Origin of the sequence: Nostoc sp. C110, assembly GCF_043099725.1 — a bacterium.
Classification (GTDB): domain Bacteria; phylum Cyanobacteriota; class Cyanobacteriia; order Cyanobacteriales; family Nostocaceae; genus Nostoc; species Nostoc muscorum_A.
This window is the reverse complement of sequence record NZ_CP171148.1, coordinates 6,725,725-6,749,741: the sequence shown is the minus strand read 5'-3', so window position 1 is coordinate 6,749,741 and position 24,017 is coordinate 6,725,725. Positions and strand designations below refer to the sequence as shown.

20 protein-coding genes are annotated in these 24,017 nt (G+C 39.6%); 7 read left to right on the top strand and 13 right to left on the bottom strand.

Features of this window, described 5'->3' with window-relative positions; genetic code table 11:
* Positions 1–88 precede the first annotated feature (88 nt).
* From ACFFRD_RS34080 to ACFFRD_RS34045, 8 genes are all read right to left on the bottom strand, one after another.
* Positions 89–340 carry a hypothetical protein gene (locus tag ACFFRD_RS34080; RefSeq protein ID WP_392480275.1) on the bottom strand — a complete coding sequence of 84 codons (252 nt, stop codon included), beginning with the start codon at positions 338–340 and terminating at the stop codon, positions 89–91.
* Between the two features lie 27 nt (positions 341–367).
* Positions 368–961 carry a Uma2 family endonuclease gene (locus ACFFRD_RS34075; protein WP_392480274.1) on the bottom strand — a complete coding sequence of 198 codons (594 nt, stop codon included), beginning with the start codon at positions 959–961 and terminating at the stop codon, positions 368–370.
* Positions 962–989: 28 nt separating this feature from the next.
* A complete protein-coding gene (locus ACFFRD_RS34070; protein ID WP_392480273.1) occupies positions 990–1,235 on the bottom strand; it encodes a PIN domain-containing protein in 246 nt (81 codons plus the stop codon).
* Between the two features lie 152 nt (positions 1,236–1,387).
* Positions 1,388–1,747: a ribbon-helix-helix protein, CopG family gene (locus tag ACFFRD_RS34065; RefSeq protein ID WP_392480271.1), complete on the bottom strand. Its 360-nt coding sequence runs from the start codon at positions 1,745–1,747 to the stop codon at positions 1,388–1,390.
* Positions 1,748–1,816: 69 nt separating this feature from the next.
* Complete coding sequence (locus ACFFRD_RS34060) at positions 1,817–2,119, bottom strand: DUF2281 domain-containing protein (protein ID WP_392480268.1); 303 nt, start codon at positions 2,117–2,119, stop codon at positions 1,817–1,819.
* Positions 2,120–2,255: 136 nt separating this feature from the next.
* Positions 2,256–3,146: a hypothetical protein gene (locus ACFFRD_RS34055; RefSeq protein ID WP_392480266.1), complete on the bottom strand. Its 891-nt coding sequence runs from the start codon at positions 3,144–3,146 to the stop codon at positions 2,256–2,258.
* A 136-nt stretch (positions 3,147–3,282) separates the two neighbouring features.
* On the bottom strand, positions 3,283–3,552 hold the full coding sequence (locus ACFFRD_RS34050) for a hypothetical protein (protein ID WP_392480265.1): 270 nt from the start codon (positions 3,550–3,552) through the stop codon (positions 3,283–3,285).
* A 225-nt stretch (positions 3,553–3,777) separates the two neighbouring features.
* A complete protein-coding gene (locus ACFFRD_RS34045; protein WP_392480263.1) occupies positions 3,778–5,991 on the bottom strand; it encodes a phosphoketolase in 2,214 nt (737 codons plus the stop codon).
* A 189-nt stretch (positions 5,992–6,180) separates the two neighbouring features.
* Between ACFFRD_RS34045 and ACFFRD_RS34040 the strand changes: the two genes are divergently transcribed.
* From ACFFRD_RS34040 to ACFFRD_RS34015, 6 genes are all read left to right on the top strand, one after another.
* Positions 6,181–7,563 (top strand): cytochrome P450, encoded by a 1,383-nt coding sequence (locus tag ACFFRD_RS34040; RefSeq protein ID WP_392480261.1) that lies wholly within the window; start codon positions 6,181–6,183, stop codon positions 7,561–7,563.
* A 465-nt stretch (positions 7,564–8,028) separates the two neighbouring features.
* A complete protein-coding gene (locus tag ACFFRD_RS34035) occupies positions 8,029–9,405 on the top strand; it encodes a cytochrome P450 (RefSeq protein WP_392480259.1) in 1,377 nt (458 codons plus the stop codon).
* A gap of 102 nt (positions 9,406–9,507) precedes the next feature.
* The gene (locus tag ACFFRD_RS34030; RefSeq protein ID WP_392480257.1) at positions 9,508–10,266 is read left to right on the top strand and encodes a DUF2993 domain-containing protein; all 759 of its coding nucleotides are present in this window, start codon (positions 9,508–9,510) and stop codon (positions 10,264–10,266) included.
* Positions 10,267–10,370: 104 nt separating this feature from the next.
* Positions 10,371–12,065, top strand: coding sequence for a beta-carotene ketolase CrtO (gene crtO / locus ACFFRD_RS34025; RefSeq protein WP_114081230.1), 1,695 nt, complete (start codon positions 10,371–10,373; stop codon positions 12,063–12,065).
* An 810-nt stretch (positions 12,066–12,875) separates the two neighbouring features.
* Positions 12,876–13,619 (top strand): tetratricopeptide repeat protein, encoded by a 744-nt coding sequence (locus ACFFRD_RS34020; protein WP_392480255.1) that lies wholly within the window; start codon positions 12,876–12,878, stop codon positions 13,617–13,619.
* Positions 13,620–13,697: 78 nt separating this feature from the next.
* Complete coding sequence (locus ACFFRD_RS34015) at positions 13,698–14,612, top strand: SDR family oxidoreductase (protein ID WP_392480253.1); 915 nt, start codon at positions 13,698–13,700, stop codon at positions 14,610–14,612.
* Between the two features lie 43 nt (positions 14,613–14,655).
* Here ACFFRD_RS34015 and ACFFRD_RS34010 read toward each other — a convergent pair whose 3' ends face one another.
* From ACFFRD_RS34010 to gcvT, 4 genes are all read right to left on the bottom strand, one after another.
* A complete protein-coding gene (locus tag ACFFRD_RS34010; protein ID WP_392480252.1) occupies positions 14,656–16,110 on the bottom strand; it encodes a hypothetical protein in 1,455 nt (484 codons plus the stop codon).
* Positions 16,111–16,379: 269 nt separating this feature from the next.
* Positions 16,380–19,313: an aminomethyl-transferring glycine dehydrogenase gene (gene gcvP, locus ACFFRD_RS34005; protein ID WP_392480250.1), complete on the bottom strand. Its 2,934-nt coding sequence runs from the start codon at positions 19,311–19,313 to the stop codon at positions 16,380–16,382.
* Between the two features lie 190 nt (positions 19,314–19,503).
* Complete coding sequence (gene gcvH, locus ACFFRD_RS34000) at positions 19,504–19,893, bottom strand: glycine cleavage system protein GcvH (protein WP_069072677.1); 390 nt, start codon at positions 19,891–19,893, stop codon at positions 19,504–19,506.
* 125 nt (positions 19,894–20,018) lie between these two features.
* Positions 20,019–21,155 (bottom strand): glycine cleavage system aminomethyltransferase GcvT, encoded by a 1,137-nt coding sequence (gcvT, locus tag ACFFRD_RS33995; RefSeq protein ID WP_392480248.1) that lies wholly within the window; start codon positions 21,153–21,155, stop codon positions 20,019–20,021.
* Between the two features lie 227 nt (positions 21,156–21,382).
* Here gcvT and ACFFRD_RS33990 point away from each other — a divergent pair, with 227 nt between their 5' ends.
* Positions 21,383–21,880 carry a pentapeptide repeat-containing protein gene (locus ACFFRD_RS33990; protein WP_114081222.1) on the top strand — a complete coding sequence of 166 codons (498 nt, stop codon included), beginning with the start codon at positions 21,383–21,385 and terminating at the stop codon, positions 21,878–21,880.
* A 167-nt stretch (positions 21,881–22,047) separates the two neighbouring features.
* On the opposite strand, the gene ACFFRD_RS33985 is transcribed toward ACFFRD_RS33990, so the two are convergent.
* Entirely contained in the window at positions 22,048–23,814 is a 1,767-nt protein-coding gene (locus ACFFRD_RS33985) for a tetratricopeptide repeat protein (RefSeq protein WP_392480246.1), read from the bottom strand.
* Between the last annotated feature and the right edge of the window lie 203 nt (positions 23,815–24,017).

The following is a 24,017-nucleotide window of genomic DNA, read 5'->3' as shown; positions in this document are numbered from 1 at the left end:
ATTCCCCCCTTGTTCAAAGTCAACAAATTCTCTTTTCTCTGTGTACTCTGCGCCTCTGTGGTTGATTAAAAATTGTACTCAGAGTAAGTTACCCATGAATATGAAGAAATAGGGAATAACCACTAGCAGCAAAAATAAAAAGCATAGCCGCAGGAAAAATTACTACATCCCTGACGATAAATAAAATCCAATCTTTTCTTAATTCTTGTTTAAATTTAAGTTCTCTCAGCTTTCGCTCAAGTTCTACGTCTTCTTGTGACGGCAAACTTTCAGGTGATAAAATTAGTGGATTGTCGTCTGTACTGGCAATTATTTTTGATAAATCTGTTCTATCTGTCATGCTATTTAGATACCAATAATTAAAATATTACTGTCGAATTTTTTTGATAAACTCTGTCCTTGCTTCAATTATTGAAGGCATTAAAACGCAACTTTCTAACAAACTTATATCTAGTTCTGGTAGTAATTGACTTTGAATAATTTGCTCATAGTTATCATTATTGAGATGATATACAGATAACTGATTATTTTCCCAAAACCAAACTTCATTAATGTTAAAACGCTTATACTTTTCTAATTTATCTATGCTGCCACTGGTAATATTTACTTCAATTGCTAAATCAGGATTTTCTTTTTTCTGCCCTATATAATAAGATTCATCAGGTTCAAATGAAGCACCCTTTTCTTTAGCGCGACGAGTAGCACTACCTACAGGGATAAAATTTATACCTTTCTCAAAAAAGTAAGCTTCCAGCAATATAGCGATTACTTTTTTTAGCATCTCATGTTGTTCACCAAGAGTCATAAATTCTACACACCCATCAAGATAAGATATCCGCAAACCTGGCGCATCTGCTGTTAAGGCTTCAAGTTCCTCAAATTCTTCCCAAGTGTAATGTCCAGGTAAAAGAAATCTCTGTTCTTGGAGGCTGGTGATTTTATCTAGGGTTTGTGGAGTCATAGTTAATATGCCTACTTTTGCTAAGTTTTTAAGGCAGAATCCAGTTTTCCAATTTTAATCCATTGATGCGTTCGTAGTGACGAGTATTGTTTGTGACTAAAGGGTAATCTTCTGCAAGTGCAACACTAGCAATTAATAAATCAAATTTAGCAATTATTTGTCCTATTCTACGGAGTTCTGCCTTTAATTCACCATACTTTCTCAGAGCAGGATTAGTTAGAGGTAGAACGGGTAAGTTTTGAATAAATTCTTCTGCACGAGTTAAATTTTCCACTACTCATTGAGAATTATAAGCACCAAAATACAACTCAGCAACCGTGATGCTACAAATATAAATTTGCTCCCATCCTATTTCTCTAACTTTAGTTCTGACTGAATTAATATCTTTAATCCAATAACTACAAGTATCGGTATCTAGTAAATAAATCATAGACTAATGTCATTGTTAGAAATAGTCCGGCTATCATAAATGTCTTTGACTATTTCCTCAGCAGTACGTTCATCTTCCCAAGGTCCGAACCTTTTCATAAATGTGTCTAGTGGATGAGGTTTTGGCTGCTGTTCAGATGAGAGGATAATTTCATTCACTATCAATTGATTTGCTTCTGGAACTCCTAATTTTTTGGTTTCCTCTTTAGCTATAACCATAATTTGCATCAAGGTTATAGCCTGACGCAGAACATCACTTTTATTTGTACCTGTTTTATTTGCTAGTTCGTCTAGTATCTGGTTTAGTTCAGGTGACAAATCTAAGTTTAAGCGAACCATCTTTTGAATGTTAGTCATGGTTCCATCCTTATGTAAAATCTTAAGTACATTATAATTTGCTGAGGTTATAAGATTAACAGCGATGATTCAAGAACTTGATAGGGTTATTCTGACTAGTGATATACCAGAATAACGATGAGCATATTTATTATCTAATGTATTAGATAAAACTACTTTGTAGGTTGTTGATAAATTTTTGTCAACAGAACAACAACCAATTAATCCAATTTCATCAAATTTATCATAGAGACTTTTTTCTTGACTATGATTTTCTGATTCTGATTGAGGATACCGCTTTTTGAGTAACTGAATAAAATCAAGTAGTAATATTTGAGCTTCTTCTGCTAAAGTATCAATATCTTTATATATTTCTTCAAATTTTATAAGCATAATTAACTTCTAAGATTGAGGAAAATAGTATGACCTTATTATAGACTGCTTTTCAAGCGATCGCATCTGATAAATTTATAATTTATAAAGGTATACAGTTGAATAAAGTTTTATATTTTAAAATATATGCAAATATTTATAGAAAAAGCTTTAGTGAATGATTAATCTGTGTTATTTGATCTGGTAAATGCTCATGTTTTAACTTCTGCATCTCTTCTTTAAAAGTTTTCTGAACAATTTTGACGATTAAAGCTTCAAAATCTGCGACTGTCAAACTACTTAGAAGCTGATCTGATGAAGCTTGGAAGTTTTGCATAGAAAATATTTCTGTATCCTGCTGTATTAGTGTGACTGATGGTTTCTTCTCTAGCTCAGAGTAATTTAATGATTCACTTTTAATCAAATCTTCAGTTATTAGAGGATTTTTTTGATTCCAATTTGACACAATTTCAAAATAACCTGCGGCATCTTTTAAACAATACTCAAACATATTTAATAAAATATCTATCCAACCGCTTTTTCGTAAAAATACTTTTCTGGGATTCTTACGAAAATAACTACCGCCAATCTTTTTATTTACTTTAATTTCAAGGTGTTCAAACAAACCATTTAAACCTTTATAGCCATATAATTGTGAATAATCTCTAAAATCAAATAACTTTATTTCATTAACGTTTGAATGTATGGCTAGAGCTTTTGATCTATTTCTCAACGTTATTAGATCACTATCTTTTATATTGAAGCCAATAAATATTTTATTTTTCAATCTTTCAATATCTTTTATGATTTCCTCAACAAGTTGATTTTCCTCAGATTCAAATTCTAAAAACTTAACTTTTATATATTGTTGCTTACTTGCTTTGAGAAGCCGAGTAATGGTATATCCATATATTTTTTGTACTGCTTTTCCCTGTACATGTAAATAATCCGGCCAAAATTCTAAGTCAAGAAAAACCAAATCATAGATAGATCCATTAGAAAAGTTATTGATAAATTGCCCATCAATCTTGACCTCTATCTTATACATAAAATACTTTGGGGATTATTTACATATTAAAAATATACAAAAAAATAATTACAATCAAAACAGGATATACACGTATTGAACTGCTAATCTATTTGCGTTTATCTGCGTGCATATGCTGTTAGAAATTCAGACTTTTCTAGTTACACAACCTTACTGAATGCACTAACCCGATCGCACTTTTACTCAAGTCTCCACATTCCCCACGCTTCCAGATAAAAATATCACCCTTCGTCCTAGCTACAAAAATCAAGTTTTGTGACTTGTAAACTAAGTTTCTGACTTCAAAACCAGCTTTTGCGACATCAAAACTAGCTTTTGCGACATCAAAACCAGCTTTTGTGACTTTAAAACTAGCTTTTGTGACTTTAAAACTAGCTTTTGTGACATCAAAACCAGCTTTTGTCAAATAATTTCAGCAAATCTACTCCCATTTTTCCTGCTTGCTAAGTTCTCTTCAATAAAAAAACGCAAATATACGCATTCCGACGCAATTTCAGCGTTTCTATACGTATAAATGCGATAAAAGTAGGAACAATTCCAGCTTTATTTAATGGGCGTTGCTGAATTTAGGGATGAATGTCTCACGCAAAAGAAAATTCAATAAAATCATCCCGCATTTATGCAATATCATTTAATGGACTAACGCGATCGCACGTTTTGTTAAAGCTTCAGCAGTCAATCCATTAAATGCCATCAACTCACCAGCACTCGCGGTAGTTTCGCCACGCTTCCAAGCAAAGGTGTCGCGCTTGGCTGTACTCCGTAACAGAATAGGTTCTAGCATTCCCGCAGCACCACCAGTCACCGCAATTAGCGCATCGCCATCAAATAATTCGGCAAATGCTGCATCATCTAAGAAACCGCCTTCGGGTTCAGAACAAGTATCCCAAGCAGTATCATGGCTACGGTACAATTGCCGAGGATTGATCACAGAAACAATCTTCGCACCAATACCTTCAGTTTCTAAGAAAGCAGCAGCTTCAAATACTGGTATTAATGTTAAATCGCCAATTACAGCAAATACAACTTGTTTATCACCAGCAACTTCATGCAATAGCACAGCACCATCGCGCAACCCTTGATGAGTTTGTTCTAAAGTTGTGCGAATTGGCAATGGCGACTTACTAGCTGTAATCACAATTCCCTTATTCTTCGTTTTCAATGCCCAGTCATAACAGGCTTGAATACTATTAGCATCAGGCGGAAATAATGGGAAAACATTACCATTTCGCATCAACGAAGCAAAGTAAGCTTCAATTTCTGGACGTTGGTGAGTCCAACCGTTGCGCCCTTGCTCTAATGCGCCTGCTGTGAATAAAGTAATAGTGGAGGGAGTTTGACGGCGCAATTCTGCCATTGCTTGGGTTACAGTTTGCCAAATTGGTAATCCGTTGATGGCAAAAGATTCGTAAGAACACCACAAAGTTCTCGCACCCATTAACGCTAAACCCGCAGCTAAACCGGCACAAGCATCTTCACTCAATGGTTCATAAACTTGTCCATTTGGTGCTTGGTTATATAAATCGTCGGTTGTGGGGTGGATAATCTTTAATGCTTGGTTGATATTAGCAATTCCAGATGCTTCGTTACCATCGGCGTTGGTGACAAGAAAATTCCGATCTTTATTTCCAACTATTCCTACCAATCGTCCCATTGCTGTTGTGGAAACTTTTGGTTCGCCACCAACGGCATATTCTTCTAAGGGTAATTCGCCTAATTCTGGTAATGGAAATTCAAATTCTGTTACCACAGTTTTTGCTGCTGGGCCACCACCGGCGCGTTCGGCATTTGTTCTGACTAATTGCCAAGCTTCCGCAGACAAAGCACGGGTTTGCAATGCACTGACAATATGCGGCGCATCCAGCGTATCTTTAGGATACAAGTTGTGAGATTTTGCACCCCGTGCGTGGACTCCTGCACCTTTGAGTTGTTTAATAATGAAGACGGTAAGTTTACCACCCAACGCCGATCGCGCTGCTTTATCTACACCCGAAAGTACTGCTTGAGTGAATGCTAGGCGTTTCTCGAAGGAAAAGGCAGTACTATCAACGTAATCCCCTGACTGGTTTTGATCGTCGAAATCTTTGGCATCCACTAACACCACTTCATCAAAACCGTTACCTTGCCAATATGCCTGCATCTGTTCGTTGGTTTTTAGGGAAACCATGCTGTGATGTTCTTGGCTGTAACCGTTCCACACCAACACTGGTAAGAAGTTGGTGGCAGCAGGATAAGCTGTATGGAAATGTGCGATCGCACTTACAATATAAGGCTCACCCAATCCACCATCACCAACCGTAAAGGGGAACAACTTATCTTTGTGCAACAGTGCAGCTGCCATTGCAAAGTGTTGCCCTTGTCCCAAAGGCCCCGCAGGTGCAAGAATACCGGGAATAAAACCAGAAAGGTGTCCTAAAAGTCCATGCTTTTCTCGGAAGCGATCACGCAATTGTTGGACTGTAAAAATTCCCATGTCCTCTAGCGAACGATCCAAGAACATGGCACTATAAAATCCGGGGGCGTGGTGTCCCACTTCAGTAATAATGTTCTTGTATCCCAGCATGACAAGAGATGCGTAAGCTTCTGCTTGGCTGGCGAATCCGCCGGGATGCCCAGAAGCCTTACTAGCGGTAACTTGCAAAGTCAGGTAGCGTAGGGCATCAGCAGCTAGTAAAGTTTGATATACAGCTGCTTTATCTGTTGGAGATGCGATCGCTATTTTGCCCGACTCGATAGCAGGTGTTGCACCATGAGTTTCAAAATCTGGTAACGCTTCACCAAAATATTGAATTCCTTCAGAAAAATTGGGAAGCGCTGAAGATGCTTTTGTGGAGATTGCAGTCATGCTGAGTACCTTGTGACGATGAGATGAAACTGTAGATGCTCGTTGAATTTAACAAAAATTTTACATCTTTCAGGCTGTAACAGTTTATTGCTTTTTTGTACCCTCAGTATAAGTAACTCCAATCAACAGAAATTTATAAGTTGCAGTTAGTTAAAGTAAGAACAAGACATAAAGTAACAAAAGAATTTTATGAAATTACCAAACGGCCCGCAAAGCCCAGCAGTTTTACAGATGCTACGCTGGATTACTAGCCCCATGTCATTTATGGAAACTTGTGCCAAAAGATATGGGGATATGTTCACCATCAGGTTAGACAGCAAATCTCCGCCACTGATATTTGTCAGTAAACCTGAAGTGCTAGAGCAGATTTTGACAAACGATACCAAGGGGTTAGAAGCACCTGGTGATACAAATGCGGTGTTTGAATCTTTGCTTGGTAAGCATTCTGTGATTACCATCAGTGGTGCGGAACACCAACGCCAACGGCAGTTATTATTGCCACCTTTTCACGGTGAAAGAATGCGAAGCTATAGTCAAATAATTAGTGATATTACCGAGAAAGTCATTAGCCAATACCAGATAGGGCAACCCTTCAATATCCGGTCTGTTACCCAAGCTATTACCCTGCGAGTGATAATGCAAGCTGTGTTTGGGCTAGATGAAGGCCCACGCGCCGAAAAATTACAGCATTGTTTGGCTGAAATGCTGGAAAAAGGAAGTTCTGTGTTGAGTGCCGCTTTGCTTTATTTTCCAGCTTTGCAAAGGGATTTTGGCCCGATTAATTTCTGGGGAAAGCAGATGCGCCGACAGCAGGCAGCTGACAAACTGATATACGAAGAAATTCGAGAACGTCAAGAACAACCAGACCCATCACGCACAGATATCCTCAGCTTACTCATGGCAGCTAGGGATGAAGCAGGTCAAGCAATGACTGATGAAGAGTTACGCGATGAATTAATGACTCTGTTGGTCGCAGGCCATGAAACCACAGCAACAGCCTTAGCATGGGCATTTTACTGGATTCAAAAAATACCATCAGTACGCCAAAAGTTACTGCAAGAACTAGATAGCTTGGGTGATAACCCAGATCCTGGCACCATTTTTAAATTACCCTACCTCAACGCTGTTTGTTCCGAAACTTTGCGAATTTACCCAGTAGCGATGCTCACCTTTGCCAGAGTAGTCAGAACACCTCTATCTTTGGGTGGCTACGAACTTGAACCAGGTATAGGTGTTATTGGTTCAATTTACTTGACCCACCACCGAGAAGATTTATACCCCGAACCTAAGCAGTTTAAACCAGAACGCTTTTTAGAACGGCAATTTTCTCCCTATGAATATTTACCTTTTGGGGGTGGTGCAAGACGCTGTATTGGTCTAGCATTTGCCCAGTTGGAAATGAAGCTAGCACTCGCCAAAATCCTTTCCACCCGCGAATTAGAACTAGTTGACAATGGTGACGTGCGACCTAAACGCCGTGGTTTAGTGACAGGTCAAGATCGTCCAATCCAGATGGTTGTCACCAGCCAACGTCAGGTGAAGTCTCCTATTCTACAGACAACCACTGTTTGATATTGAGGGGTTTGATGGTTGCGTTCAGGGAACCTTCAACTTTGATCTATATATTTAGATAGATTTTCAAAGCTTTTAAATAATCCCTCATAGTCCTCTTTTAAGGAGATTTATGGGGGATTTTAATATATTGCAACTGAGTTCATACAGTAATATCAAACATTTTGACATCACCAAAAGACGTACTTTTGGTGGATACATCCCAAAATAATTGAGTGAGCTTTTTCTATAAATACCTCTAAAAATTTGGTAAAAAATATTATTATTATCTTTGTAAAAATTCATGTTGATGATTCGTCAGCATAATTCACTTAGCGGTAATTCACTACTGAACATCTCCCCAAAGTATTAAAAAGGTATGCTCTAATTCCCTAATTAAAAATTAAGCTTAGAGAGGATTTAGAATTACCTCAAGCGTATTGAATTATTTGCAGCTTACTAAACCCTAAAAGTATCGAATAAACAATGAAAACTCTTGATAGTCTAACCACACCAGCGTTGCTACAAACTCTGCAATTAATTGCTCAACCCACAAAAACTTTAGAAAATTATGCTGCGAAGTACGGTGATATTTTCACAATGCGGGTAATGGGTTTAAAGTCGCCACCAATAGTATTTTTTAGCCATCCCCAAGCAATTAGTGATTGTTTTGCCATCCCTGCACACAAGTTAGATTTTAAGAAAGCAACCCATGTGTTTAAACCCTTATTTGGAGAGAATTCTATTGTATTTCAAGAAGCGCGCTCGCACCAACAGCAACGGCAGCTATTACTACCAGCATTTCATGGCGATAATTTAAAATCTTATGGACAAGCAATTTGCCAAATTACTGAAGAACTTACACAAAGTTTGACATCAGGCACAGATATTTGTATACACAAATTAATGTCAAATATCACTTTAGAAATTATCTTACAAGTGGTGTTTGGTATTACTCATGGTGTGCGTTACCAACAATTAAAAGAACAATTGAGTTCTTTATTAGAAGACATAACTAAACCTTGGTATTCCAGCTTGTTTTTCTTTCCTTCGCTGCAAAAAGATTTAGGCGCATGGAGTCCTTGGGGAATTTTCTTAAAAAGACGAGAGCAAATTGACAAACTTATCTATGCAGAAATTGCTGAAAGACGTTGGCAAAATGATGCTATGCGTACAGATATTCTCAGTATGCTGATGTCAGCGCATGACGTAAATGGCCAACAGATGACAGATCAGGAATTACGCGATCAACTAGTTTCATTATTGCTGTTAGGTTATGAAACTACATCTGGTGTATTAGCCTGGATATTTTATTTAATTCACTCTCACCCAGAGGTTAAACATCGGCTAATACAAGAACTAAATACCTTGGATAATCTCACAAATCCTGAAGCGATTACACAATTACCTTATCTCACCGCCGTCTGTCAAGAAACACTGCGAATTCATCCTATTGCTTTAATTTGCACACCACGAATGGTAAAAGAACCAGTGGAAATTATGGGGCATAAATTTACATCAGAAACAGTTTTAGTTCCATGTATTCATTTAGCACATCGCCGAACAGACACTTACTCAGAACCAGAACAGTTTCGTCCAGAAAGATTCCTCAACCAAAAATTTTCGCCTTACGAATATTTACCCTTTGGTGGAGGTTATCGCGGTTGCATTGGTGCAGCATTTTCTATGTATGAACTAAAATTAGTAACAGCCATAATATTATCTCGCTTTGAATTAAGCCTTACTGATAAACGTCCAGTGCATCCAGTCCGTCGTGGTATTACAATTGTCCCTAGCGGCGGTGTAAAAATGGTTGTTACTAAAAAGGCAAAATTTAAAAGACAAACAATACTTTCTAGTTGATTAATCAATCTTCCGATTTGCATATACCTAAATACAGATCCGCTCCTTAGCATATAGCCTTTACAGTAACTAGTAAGAGGACATTTAGGAGATTACTAATTCATGCCTGATGAGCATCGGTTGGAGGAAAAATTTTTATCCCAGGAAGCTGAAAGAAGAATATCTGAAAAGCTAGATGACGCGGAAAAAATAGAAATAGATGTACAAACCGATCTGTTGAAAATAGTTCAGGGACAAGCCGATAGAGTTTCGGTTGTAGGACAAGGATTAGTAATCCAAGAAGATATTCGCGTACAAGAAATACAACTGCAAACAGATAGTATTTCCATCAATCCTTTCAGCGCTCTTTTGGGTCAAATAGAACTCAATGAACCAGTCAATACCATAGCTCGCATTATACTTACGGAAACCGATATTAACCGCACCTTGGCATCAGACTTTGTTAGCAGCCAGATGCAAAATTTTGATTTGGATGTAGATGGCAAAATTGTGAGTTTTGAGGCCCAAAAAATTGAAATATTTTTACCTGGTGATGGGAAAATAGAATGTAAGGGAAGAGTGCTGTTAAAAGAGAGGGGAAATACTCGCCCTTTGGCTTACACTGCGATCGCACGTACACGAACTAGTTCACAACCCGCGATGCTGGAAAGTTTTAACTGCACTGAGGGAGGAGGAATTTCTATAGAATTAGTTACAGCTTTAATGCAGAAAGCAAAAGAGTTTATGAATATACCATATTTTAAATGGGAAGATATGGTGTTTCATATTAAAGATATAACAGTAGAAATTGGTAGTTTAATACTGATGGTAGAAACTCAAGTGAGGCAAATACCATCATCGTCAATTTTACCATCTTCTTAGTAGAATTGACTTTAGTTAAAGATAATTTTTGTTACCGAAGGATGATGTAAAAGTAATAAAAGGTTTCTACTATTTAGAAAGCTACTTATTTCTAAATTCCAACTATGCAAGAGTATGATGTTGTGCTGATCGGTGCTGGACACAATGGGTTAGTTTGTGCGGCTTACTTGTTGAAAGCTGGTTATAGCGTCCTGTTATTGGAAAAGCGTTCTGTTCCAGGTGGTGCAGCAACAACTGAAGAATGTCTACCACAAGAGGCTCCCGGATTTAAATTTAACTTGTGCGCTATTGACCATGAATTTATTCATTTGGGGCCGGTTGTTGAAGAATTAGAACTAGAAAAATATGGCTTGCATTATTTGGAGTGCGATCCAGTTGTTTTTTGTCCTCATCCTGATGGCAAGTATTTCTTAGGGCATAAGTCGCTAGAAAAAACTTGTGCAGAAATTGCTCGTTATAATGAACGTGATGCCAAAAAATACGCAGAATTTGTAGACTTTTGGCAACGAGCAATCGGTGCAATGATTCCGATGTTTAATGCACCGCCAAAGTCAATTATAGATATCGTTGGCAACTACGATATCAAAAAATTCAAAGATTTATTTTCAGTTATTGGTTCTCCAAACAAAACGCTGGACTTTATTCGCACCATGTTAACCAGCGCTGAAGATTTACTTAACGAGTGGTTTGATGAAGAATTTCTGAAAGCACCACTAGCAAGATTAGCATCAGAACTTGGTGCGCCACCATCGCAAAAAACCCTTGCCATTGGTGCAATTATGATGGCGATGCGTCATAACCCTGGCATGGCCAGACCTCGCGGTGGAACTGGTGCATTAGTGCAAGCTTTAGTGAATTTAGTCACAAGTAAAGGTGGCGTTATTCTCACAGACCAGCACGTTGAAAAAGTTTTAATTGATGATGGCAAAGCTGTTGGTGTGCGGGTTGCTGGTGGTAAAGAATATCGCGCCAAATACGGGGTTATATCTAATATTGATGCCAAGCGATTGTTCTTACAAATGACTGATAAAAGCGATGTTGATGGAGCCGACCCAGATTTATGGGAAAGATTAGAACGCCGCATCGTTAATAACAACGAAACCATCCTCAAGATAGATTTGGCTTTAGATGAACCACTGCATTTTCCACACCACGCTCACAAAGATGAATATCTCGTCGGTTCTATCTTGATTGCCGATTCCGTGGCTCATGTAGAACAGGCTCATAGTAAATGTACTTTGGGAGAGATTCCTGATGCTGACCCATCAATGTATGTGGTGATGCCTAGTTATTTAGATCCAACATTAGCACCACCAGGTAAGCACACTGTATGGATTGAGTATTTTGCCCCTTATCAAATTGCTGGTGCAGAAGGCACTGGTTTAAAAGGTACTGGCTGGACAGATGAATTGAAAAACAAAGTTGCAGATAGAGTGGTTGATAAGTTGGCAGACTATGCACCAAATGTCAAAAGTGCAACTATCGCCCGTCGGGTAGAAAGTCCAGCAGAACTAGGAGAAAGATTAGGTGCTTACAAAGGGAATTATTACCATGTTGACATGACTTTAGATCAGATGATATTTTTCCGTCCCTTACCAGAAATAGCCAACTATAAAACGCCAATTGATAATCTATTTTTGACTGGTGCTGGCACTCATCCAGGTGGTTCGATTTCAGGAATGCCGGGACGCAATTGTGCCCGCGCCTTTTTACAGGCAAAACATCCTATTAGCCAAACCTTGAAGGATGCAAGAGATTCGATTAAGTCAACTGTCGAGTCAGTGTTTGGAATTAATTAGGCGTTACAAAGATAAAGCCTCATTATTATCTATTTCTTGCCTTCATGTCTTTGTACTGAAAACATAATTTTGGTATACAAAGATATGAAGGCATTCTTTAAAGTATCCTCTTAGATAGGAATTCACTTTGATGTTTGTTCGTACAGCGTGGCGTAGACATACTTACTTGTGTGGGTAGGAAAGAGGCAATAGGAAATAGGCAAGAAGGCTTTTTTAGTTATACGGAGTTAAATATCAGTCCTATAGATTTTACAAGCGATAAGTTACATTGATAGACTTCTCATAATTTTTGCAAATATAACGTTGATAGTCATCATTGAGAATTAGTTATTAGCATCCATCCAATGACAGATATTAATCTGATACGCTTTTAAGTTGCATAGTTTCAATCGCTAAAAAGACGCAAAGACGTAATTTGAATGATGATTAGCTTAGATAAGTGCTTGAAGAATGAAGCAACTAACATGATTGTCTAGCGAAAACTATTACGATCGCCTATGGCGGGTGGTACACCATTGCACTCTTAGAAAATTACCAAACACTTGCGATGTCTACAACAGGCGACATTTACACAATATATACAGCAACATAAATAATTGTTTTTTTAATGAAATAGGTACTAAGTAATTGCTTTATGTAGATTTAATATGATAATCTAGCCTACGCTTGATTTTAATAAACATCTGTGCGTCGTCAACAAAGCTCTTTCTGAAAAGATAAGTGAATTAATGCATAAAAACTAGTGTATTTTGATAATACTCAAAAAAAGAACGAATTTTAACATCATCTCATAAGTTTTGTAGGTACAGCATGATTGTTCAGCGCTGCTTCGTTGCATCTGGTTTGATAGCTTTCTTCGCATTTGGTTGTAATGGTGGGGCAAACTCATCAATAGAAAATACTACACAAGTTGTTCAAGAAAGTAATGTAACCCAGCTTTTCATAGAAGCGAAGGCTACCCAAAAAGCAGAAGACTTTTTTCATCAAGGTAATAATTTATTAGATGAACAACGTTATGAAGATGCAATAAAAGTATACGACAAAGCGATCGCCATCAAAGTTGAGAGTCCTGAAGCTTGGATTAACCGTGGCATAGCTTTAACATCGTTGCAACGCTACCAAGACGCTCTTGCATCCTATGATAGAGCGATCGCAATCAAACCCGATAAATATGAAGCCTGGTATAATCGTGGCATAGCTTTGACATCGTTGCAGCGCTACAAAGACGCTCTGGCATCTTATGATAAAGCGATCGCTATCCAACCCAACAAATATCAAGCCTTAATTAACCGAGGCATAGCTCTGACAAAGCTACATCGCTACCAAGACGCGATCGCATCTTACGACAAAGCGATCGTCATTAAGCAAGATTTGCACCAAGCATATTACAACAAAGCTTGCTCTTATGCTTTACAAAGCAATCTCGAATTAGCAATTGAGAACCTAGACAAAGCAATCAAGCTTGTTCCTGATAAATACAAGAAATTAGCAAAAACTGATCCAGACTTTAGTAAAGTGCGTAGTCAAAAGCAGTTTCAGGAATTAATCCAATAGTATTTTATCACTACCACTCAGTGTAGAATATAAGCCTGCGGCAGCAAGGATTTTTTCTTGAGCGGTTTACGATTAGACATGAAAAAATTGTTAATCACCGGAGCAAGTGGTTTTTTAGGATGGCATCTTTGCCAGCTTGCAAAACTAGAATGGGAGATTTATGGCACTTATTTATCCCATCCTTTAGAGATTCCTGGCATTAAAATTTTAAAAGCGAACTTAACGAATTTTCAGGAATTGAAGCGCATATTTAATGAGGTCAAACCAGAAGCAGTTATTCATACTGCTGCACATTCGCAACCAAATTTTTGTCAAACTAACCCCAAAGAATCGCACGCAATTAACGTCATCGCATCCTGCAATATTGCCGGACTTTGCGCGGATAATTCTATTCCTTGTGCTTTTACCTCAACCGACTTAGTTTTTGATGGCTTAAATGCCCCTTATGGAGAAACAGATGCCGTGTGCCCTGTAAATCTTTACGGTGAGCAAAAAGCCATAGCTGAAGCAGATATGCTAGAAAGGTATCCCATGACCGCAGTGTGTCGAATGCCGTTGATGTTTGGTACAGAAACACCTACAGCAAAAAGCTTTATTCAGCCATTTATTCAGACTTTACAAGCCGAAGAAGAACTAAATTTATTTATAGACGAATTTCGCACACCAGTAAGTGGAACAACTGCTGCCAAAGGACTTTTATTAGCATTAGAAAAAGTTAATGGCATCATTAACTTGGGTGGCAAAGAGCGGATTTCGCGTTATGATTTTGGACAGATATTAGTGGAAGTATTTCAACTTCCTAGCACTGGTCTGAAATCCTGCCGACAACAAGATGTGAAAATGGCAGCACCTAGACCAACAGATGTTTCTTTGGATAGTTCTAAAGCTTTTGCATTGGGTTATCATCCTTTATCTGTAAGGGAAGAATTAGAAATGCTACAGGTACTTGCACTTAAAGAATATGATTTAGACAAAAATTCAGCCCATCAATAAATGGAAACAGTTTCTGGACTATTGGTGATCAATTGCTTGGTCTTTATTCCGCAGATTCAATAAGAATCACTTCCTCTCTAGGAATATATCTACCGCTATAAGCAAGACGCACTTTTCCATCTTGGGCAATATCATTGATTTCTTCTCCCTTGCGATTCCACCAATTGGGTGCATCCATCCAGGTGCATCTGTCACCTATTTTGAGTCTCTGTACTTTACTTGCAGTTTCCTGGCTCCAATCTTGTATTGGATTAAGTATATTGTAAGGAATTCTTTCTGTTTTAATTATCTTTATGCAGGCGGTATTGCCTTCTTCTTTTTCTAATTCAGTCTTTTTGCATGAGCTTGTCATAGATATAAAATCTGCTTCTGAGATAAATAAGTTTTTAAAGTCTATCCACTTATAATGCTCTATACTTTGCCCTAGCAAGACAACTTTGGCTCTATGGGTATCAATATCAAACTCTATTGCAGCCCCTATATCTCCCTGATGTGTTTGACATAGTAGCTTGAGTTTCTGAAGTAACTCTAAATCTAATTTTGCTAAAGGTGTTTCATATCTCTTTGTATTATCATCATCACCATCAAATTGTTCGACTGTATCGCTCACATGTGAGATAGAAGACTTGCCAGTAAAACCCATATCAAATATTATAGGGTCTTTGAGTAGTTTCTCATGTTCAAGTATTGCTTGATATATAACCTCGGCTGTTGTGTCTGTGGTTACATCACTGATTTCACTATGTCTGTTTATAAGCTTGTGCTGATTAAATTGAATGTCTCCATATATATCTTTTTCTTCTATATAGATGAATCCGGTTCTAGTATCTTCCAAGTGCGTGATTTCATGATAAGTTGCAACTTTTTGAATATCCTGAGCCATTCCATAAGCTTCCAGGCATGAAGCTAACAGTACTGCCTGAGTTGCACCCAGACCACCAACACCTTTACCCCATTCATCAGCAGATCCTCTTCTGCTAATTTCCCCAATTGCGTAAATTGTTGCTCCTACATAGTTGCTTTTGTCTTTCTCTACCCTTGTTGTAATAGAATTAAAACTTGTAGGAGAAGTCTGTATTTCGTAATTTAGAAAACCTGCTCCCTTTTTATTAACAAGTGCAATATCAGTCCTTCTACCTGGGTATTGGTATTCTTGAATTGACTCAAAATTGTCTTGTTTAAAGTAGGTTTGAGTAGTTGCATTAAGTATATTTTCTGCTCGACTTTTGGCATATTTATGTACTGCACTTTCGCTTCTAGTACTGACAAATTGATTGCTGATACAATCTATTTCTGTTTCTTGTACTTCTTCTATATTGACGTTATGAGAAAAATGTCCACTAACCCAGAATGATGTTTCTTTGCGTGTTTTATGGTGCGCTTTTTTATAGAAAAGTGGGCGATCGCAGAATATACATGTGAAAATTTCATCCTTATCGTAGAGGCTCAATTGAGCATCAACAAAAATACGGTTCTTATTTAATGCGTATCGAACCATATCTACTAAATTCCATAGCTAAGTAAAAAATATCAGTAGCTATAAGATGTTATACCAATTTTTTGTAAACTTACACTGGATAATTACTTAAGTTATCTCTTCCTTGTAGTTCGTTTAATAAAAATTACCTGCATCTTCATGGAGAATTAGTATTAATAAAGAAATCTTTCATCTTGTGTCTTGGGACGAAACGAAATCCATACCATTATTCCGAGACTCCAAATAGTAGCCGCCTTTCTGTAAACAGAAAGGCGGTTAACGCTGAGGTACTACAAATAAGCATCCATTGGCAGACAAGAACAAACAAAATTCCTGTCGCCAAAAGCTGCATCAATGCGACCAACAGCAGGCCAGAATTTGTATTCACGAGTCCAAGGCGCAGGATAGGCCGCTTGTTCACGAGAATAGGGATGCTGCCATTCGCCGGTAATTAAACTTTCGGCAGTGTGGGGTGCATTCTTCAAAACATTATCTTGGATATCCACCTTGCCAACTTCTATTTCGGCAATTTCTTGGCGAATAGAAATCAACGCATCACAGAAACGATCCAACTCTTGCTTAGATTCACTTTCTGTAGGTTCCACCATGATTGTACCCCCTACAGGCCAGGAGACAGTCGGCGCATGGAAACCGTAATCCATCAGACGCTTGGCGACATCATCGATTTCGATCGCAGCTGATTTTTTTAGCGATCGCAAATCTAAAATACATTCATGGGCAACTAGACCATTTTTCCCCTGATACAAAACCGGATAGTACGATTCTAGTTTCTTGGCAATGTAGTTAGCGTTGAGAATCGCCACCTTAGTTGCTTCGGTCAAACCATCTGCACCCATCATGGCGATGTACATCCAAGAAATCACCAAGATACTTGCACTACCCCAAGGTGCAGCCGCCACAGCACCAATATGTGAGTGTTGAGTTGAGTCGTTGATAGTAACAACAGGATGTCCGGGTAGAAAAGGCACGAGATGAGATGCAACACCAATGGGCCCCATACCGGGACCACCACCACCATGAGGAATACAGAAGGTTTTGTGCAGATTCAAATGGCAGACATCCGCGCCAATATCTCCAGGACGGCAAATTCCCACTTGGGCATTCATATTTGCCCCATCCATGTAAACTTGTCCACCATGACTATGGACAACAGCGCAGATTTCCTGAATTGGTTCCTCAAAAACACCGTGAGTTGAGGGATATGTCACCATTAAGGCGGCGAGTTCATTGCTGTGTTTTTCTGCCTTCGCCTTCAAGTCATCAACGTCAATATTACCTTGTGAGTCACAGGCAACAGCCACCACCTTCATTCCGCACATCACTGCACTTGCTGGATTTGTTCCGTGTGCCGAGGTGGGAATCAAACAAACATTGCGGTGTGCTTCGCCCCGATTTTCGTGATATTGACGAATTACTAAAAGTCCAGCATACTCGCCCTGAGAACCAGCATTTGGTTGCAGAGAAATTCCCGCAAAACCAGTAATTTCAGCTAACCATGCTTCAAGTTGCTGGAATAGGATTTGATAACCTTGCGTTTGCGACGCAGGGGCAAATGGATGAATCTTGCCAAATTCTTCCCAACTTACCGGAATCATCTCAGCAGTTGCATTCAACTTCATTGTGCAAGAACCCAAAGGAATCATCGATGTAGTTAGCGACAAGTCCTTGCTTTCTAGCTTGTGCAGATAGCGCAATAACTCAGTTTCTGAGTGATAGCGGTTAAAAACCGGGTGGGTGAGATAGGTGCTTTGACGGCTAAATGGTTCACCGCTTAAACCTGATTGCTGAATTATCCATTCCATCTCTTGCACATTCAAAACAAACCGTAGTTCATCTGTCCCCGCAAAAATCTGGCATATATCTCGCACATCATCCAATGTGGTAGTCTCGTCCAGCGAAATACCAACAGTAGATGTATCAAAAATACGTAGATTAATTTGACGAGCTTCAGCAGCTTGTAGAATTTCTTGCAGAGGTTTAGTTCCTAACTCCACCTGTAGCGTATCAAAGAAAGGTTTAGAACTGATGCTGTAACCTAGTCGCTGCAACCACTCTGCCAAAATCAAAGTCAGGTAATGTATCCTCTGAGCTATTGTCTTAAGTCCATCTGGCCCATGATAGACGGCGTACATACTGGCCATTACCGCCAACAAAACCTGTGCAGTACAAATATTACTAGTAGCTTTCTCGCGGCGGATGTGCTGTTCGCGGGTTTGCAAGGCCAGACGCAATGCAGGCTTACCTTGAGCATCTTTTGATACTCCCACAATTCGCCCTGGAACCAGCCGCTTATACTCTTCCTTCGTCGCAAAGTATGCCGCATGAGGCCCCCCAAACCCCAACGGAATACCAAAGCGCTGGGTGCTACCGACAGCAATATCAGCACCAAATTCCCCAGGAGGGGTGAGCAAAGTTAAACTTAAAGGATCTGCTGCTACCGTCACCAATGCACCCTTAGCATGGGCTTTTTCTATAAAAGCGCGGTAGTCGTAAATGGTGCCATCACTTGCAGGGTATTGCAAAACAGCCCCAAAAATTGGTTGATCAAAATCAAATGTTTGATGATCGCCGATAATGATCTTAATCCCTAATGGTTTAGCCCGTGTTTGTAACACGTCGATAGTTTGGGGATGGCAGTCACCAGAGACGAAATAAGCATTTGCCTGATTTTTACAAACACCATAGCTTAGACTCATTGCTTCAGCTACGGCTGTGGCTTCATCCAGTAACGAAGCATTGGCGATTTCCAAACCTGTGAGGTCGATAATTAAGGTTTGAAAATTTAGCAGTGCTTCTAGTCGCCCTTGGGCAATTTCTGGCTGATAAGGAGTGTAGGCAGTATACCAACCGGGATTTTCCAAGATATTACGTCCAATCACAGGTGGGGTAATAGTGTCGTAATATCCCATACCGATGTATGAGCGGAAAACCTCATTTTTGGCAGCAATTTTTTTTAAAGATGTCAGTGCTGCATACTCACTTTCGGCTTCTGGTAACTTTAGGGGTTGCTTCAGCCTGATTGTCTGGGGAACTGTTTGGTCAATTAGGGCATCCAGGCTGGGAAATCCCAAAACCTTAAGCATAAGCTGGATGTCGTCGGAGTTAGGGCCAATATGTCTTGGCACAAAACTACTCAACTTTTGATTCTTTTCGTCCAGCACTTGCTGCTCATTAGACTTGAGAATAGGGGCGTTCAATACCACAAATTACTCTCCAGATGGTACTATTTCATATTTTGCAATAAATACTGATGAGAAGTAGGTGTAACTTTTCAATTTATCTAAATTTCATGACTTATTTTCGAGTGAAATGGCAGATAGGAGAGATGCGGGAGACAAGGGAGATGGGGAGGAAATTTTTACCTGTCCTCCTTGTCCCCTCATCTCCCACTCTTTACTCTCCTTCTACTTGCGCCCGATACTCATCTGCTGTCAAGGCATCTTCAACTTCACCAGGGTCATTGACGCGCACTTTCAAAAACCACCCTTCTCCGTAGGGGTCTTCTGACACTTCTTCAGGAGAATTAATTAAGGCTTCATTGCGTTCTATAACAGTACCGGTTACTGGTGAATTAAGCTCTTCAACGGCTTTCACTGATTCAATTGTGCCAAAGTTTTCTCCCCTGGTCAGAGCGTCGCCAATTTCTGGCAGTTCCAAAAAGACGATATCACCTAATTCATGTACGGCAAACTCAGTAATGCCAATGGTGGCAATTTCGCCATCTATTCGCACGTATTCATGAGAATCCAAGTATCTGAAATCTTGAGGATATTCAAAAGACATATCACTTCCTCTCCCTTATCAAAAAAATTATTGCCCCAACAGTCATCCAAGCCATATATGGTAATGAACCTTACTGTAGATTGAGTAACTCACAACACATTATTCCTCAAAAACCTTGGCGCTTGTTAGTTAGCAGCACGATTTTTTGACCGATAAAAAGGACGTTTAACTACAACTGCTGGATAAGCTTTGCCGCGAATTTCGACTTCTAGCTGTTGACCAACAGTTGCTAATTGGGTAGGAACGTAAGCTAAAGCAATGGGATAACCCAGTGTAGGCGACAAAGTGCCACTAGAAACTTCTCCCACAACTTTACCTGTGGATAACACTTGGTAGCCATGACGGGCAATGTTGCGTCCTTGAGTTTGTAAACCCACCAATCGACGCTTCACTCCCTTGGATTTTTGCTCTGCTAAAACTTCTCGTCCAATAAAATCACCTTTGGTATCTAAGTGGACTAGCCACCCCAAACCTGCTTCTAAGGGTGTGGTGGTGTCATCAATATCTTGTCCATAAAGTGCCATCGCTGCTTCTAGGCGCAGAGTATCTCTCGCACCAAGTCCACAGGGGATAACACCACTTTTATGGAGACTTCGCCACAGTTCTACTCCCACATCTGGGTCTACCATCACCTCAAAGCCATCTTCTCCGGTGTAACCTGTGCGGGCCAGAAAGGCAGGTTTACCTAGTAATGTTGCTTCTAAATGTCCGAAGGCTTTGATTGGTTGTAAGTCTTCTTGCACTAAAGGCTGGAGATATTTAATCGCTTTTGGCCCTTGCACGGCAATTAAGGCTTTTTCTGGTGAAAGGTCTTGGAATTGCACTTTATCCAAGTCAAGATGTTGCAAAATCCATGCTTTATCTTTACCAGAGGTTGCTGCATTGACGATGATAAATGCTTTTTGTATACCAGTGGTGTCTTCACCTTGGTAATAAACAATGATGTCGTCAATAATTCCCGCTTGGGGATTTAACAATACGGTGTATTGTGCTTGACCAGGTTGCAATCGACTCAAGTCTGAAGGCACTAGAGGCTGGAGTTGGGAAATGAGATTTTTACCTTGGAGGGTAAATTTACCCATGTGGGAAATATCGAACATTCCGGCTGTATTTCTTACAGCCTCGTGTTCGCGGCTAATGCCACTAAATTGCACGGGCATTTCCCAGCCACCAAAGCTGGTAAAGCGGGCCTTGAGTTCTACACCCACTTGATATAAAGGGGTTCGCGCCAGAGATTGGGCGTTGTCTTCTTGATTAGCCACAGGTAATTATTGCGTAGATGCGGAGCAACTTGCCGTTAGGCATCGCACCTCAACATCTATCATCCTACGAGAGATTAGGGAAGAGGTGACAGGGGGCAGGGGACAGATGACAAGTGACAGGTAATAGGAAATAATCTGTACCCTGTAACCTGTAACCTGCACCCTATTCCCTTCTGTAAGGTTTAATAGTTAATGGTAGAAGTGTTGAGATTTATTAAGAAGAGATTATGAAATATTGGCGGCTGTTAGCTAGCTTTGTTTTAGCTATGGTTCTTTTTTTGTTTCCCCTATCGGCGGAAGCTGCAAGTTCTTCTAGTATTACCCGTTCTGTGGGTAATGATGAACTAAAGGGGAAGGATTACTCTGGTCAAAGTTTAGTTGGTACTGAGTTTACCAATCTCAAATTAGAGAATGCTAATTTTAGCAATGCTGACTTACGTGGTGGCGTGTTTAACGGTACTCTATTGGAGGGAGCAAATCTGCATGGTGCTGATTTTAGTGAAGGCATAGCTTATCTCACAAGGTTTAAGGATGCTGATTTAAGTGATGCGGTGTTGACCGATGCAATGATGCTGCGTTCTACTTTTGATGATGTAAATGTCACAGGCGCTGATTTTACGAATGCAATTTTAGATGGAACGCAAGTGAAAAAGCTTTGTGTTAAAGCAAGTGGGGTAAATTCTAAAACTGGTGTAGATACTCGCCAGTCTTTAGGATGTAAGTAAAATCTCACCCCTCTTCTTCGCTGGTGGAGAGGGGTTAGATTTTAACTAATAGGGGTAGGACAGACTAAGGAAGTATCGTGGTCTAAATAAAAGTCTGAAACAGTCTTTAATTACGAATTACGAATTAGGCGCAGCGATGTCTAACGACAAGCCGCTTTGCGTCTACGCTAGCGATATGCTTCTCTTAAAAAGCTGGCATAATTTGCCCGAATCGTCATAGTAGTAGGATGACCTACACCTAAAGTTCGTTCGCAAATTTTCAAAGCTTGCTCAAATAAGGGTTTGGCTTTCTTGTAGCGTCTTGTCTGACGGTAGAGTGATGCGATATTATTCAGGCTAATGGCAACATCGGGATGTTCCTCTCCCAGTAGGCGTTTACTCAGTTCTAAAGCTTGCTTATACAAAGGTTCGGCTTTACTGTAGCGTCTTGTCGATTCGTAGAGTTGCGCTAAATTATTCAGGCTAGTGGCGACATCAAGATGGTTGTCTCCTAGCAGGCGTTTTCTCAGTTCTAAGGATTTCTTCAGCAAGGGTTCGGCTTTACTATAGCGTCCTGTATAACAGTACAATGCTGCTAAATTGTTCAGGGTAGTGGCAACATGGGGATGTTCTTCTCCCACTAGGCGTTTCCACAGTTTTAAAGCTTGCTGATAAAGTGGTTCAGCTTCTTTGTAGCGTCCTGTAGATTCATAGAGTAATGCTAAATAGCTCAAGGTAGTGGCAACATCGGTATGTTCCTCTCCCAACAGGCGTTTTCTCAGCTCTAAAGCTTGCTGATAAAGTGGTTCAGCTTCGCTGTAACGTCCTGTAAAATCGTAAAGTTGCGCTAAATTGTTCAGGCTAGTGGCGACATCGAGATGTTCTAAACCAAGACGATTTTTAGTTAGTTCTACACATTGCTGCAACCAAGGTTCTGCTTGCTGATAAAGTCCTTGACCTTGATAAAACCAGGCTAATTTGGTAAATAGAGTAATGAGATTTTCATCGCTCACATACTGGGATAAGTGGGTTGCAACTTCTGTTATGTGCGGGATATGTGGAATGAAATTGACAATATCTTCAGGAGTAAGCTGTTGCGGAATTAGCTTTGCTACCTCTAACATCATCGCTGCAAATTTAGTTTTTGCTTCATCCGCCTCACCTGACTCCTCCAACTTCATTTGGAAAAGTTGCCGAATCGTTGGATTTAGATGATAAATTCCTTGACTTTTTTGTTGTAGTAAATGTAATTCCAGTAAGTCGGCTATAGCTTTCTCCCAAAGTTCTTGTTTTTTGTCATCTTCTACCGTCCCAATAGATAATGGAATGTCAGCTAAGGCACACAAACTTAGCAAACAGCCAAAGCTTTTTGCATTTTCATCCAACTGTTCCCAACTCAACTCAAAAGCTTCAACTACACCGTCTTTATCAGGCATCAATGAGTTCTCATTGACCACGTTTTCATGTTCCACTCGCTTTTTCTCTAGCCGCTTCAGTAGTGTTTCCAGAGACAAACCTGGCATCTTATCCAGATATTGCCCTACTAACTCTAACGCTAAAGGTAAATATCCTAAAAATTTACAAATTCTTCTCGCAATCCAAGGTTCTTTTTGCAGTCTTTCTCGAGCCACTAGCGTTTTTAATAATTTCATCGCCGCTAATGGTTTGAGGATATTCAATTCGCTATTATATTTTGCTGTCAGGTAAGATTGTAACTTTTGTAGTTTGTCCCGACTGTTGGAAATTATTAACTCAGGATAGTTTTGGACAAACTTGTTATATACTTCATCTAGCAACTTTTTGAAAACAGCAATATCAACGTTTAATTCGCTAGCAAGTTTCGCTTCACTTTTACCTAAGTGTTCAGTCTGAAAACACTCTACAAAAGCTGCTGTTTGCTGTAGGGATAAGCTATGGGTAGCAGCTTCTTTGGCTAGAAAATTAGCCCATTGCATAAACAGGTTGTCAAGTTTATTTTAGATTCTACTTCGTCTACATTTGGAAATCTCCTCCCTTGGGGGTGGAAATCCTATTTACATAGAAAGATTTCAAAGCAGCGGCTTATGGTTAGTAATCTTCATTTGAGCCTCTGAGGGTGAAGGTCGAGCCTTTTAACCTCAAATTTTGAGTTTGGATATCACAAGGTCCAGGTAATATT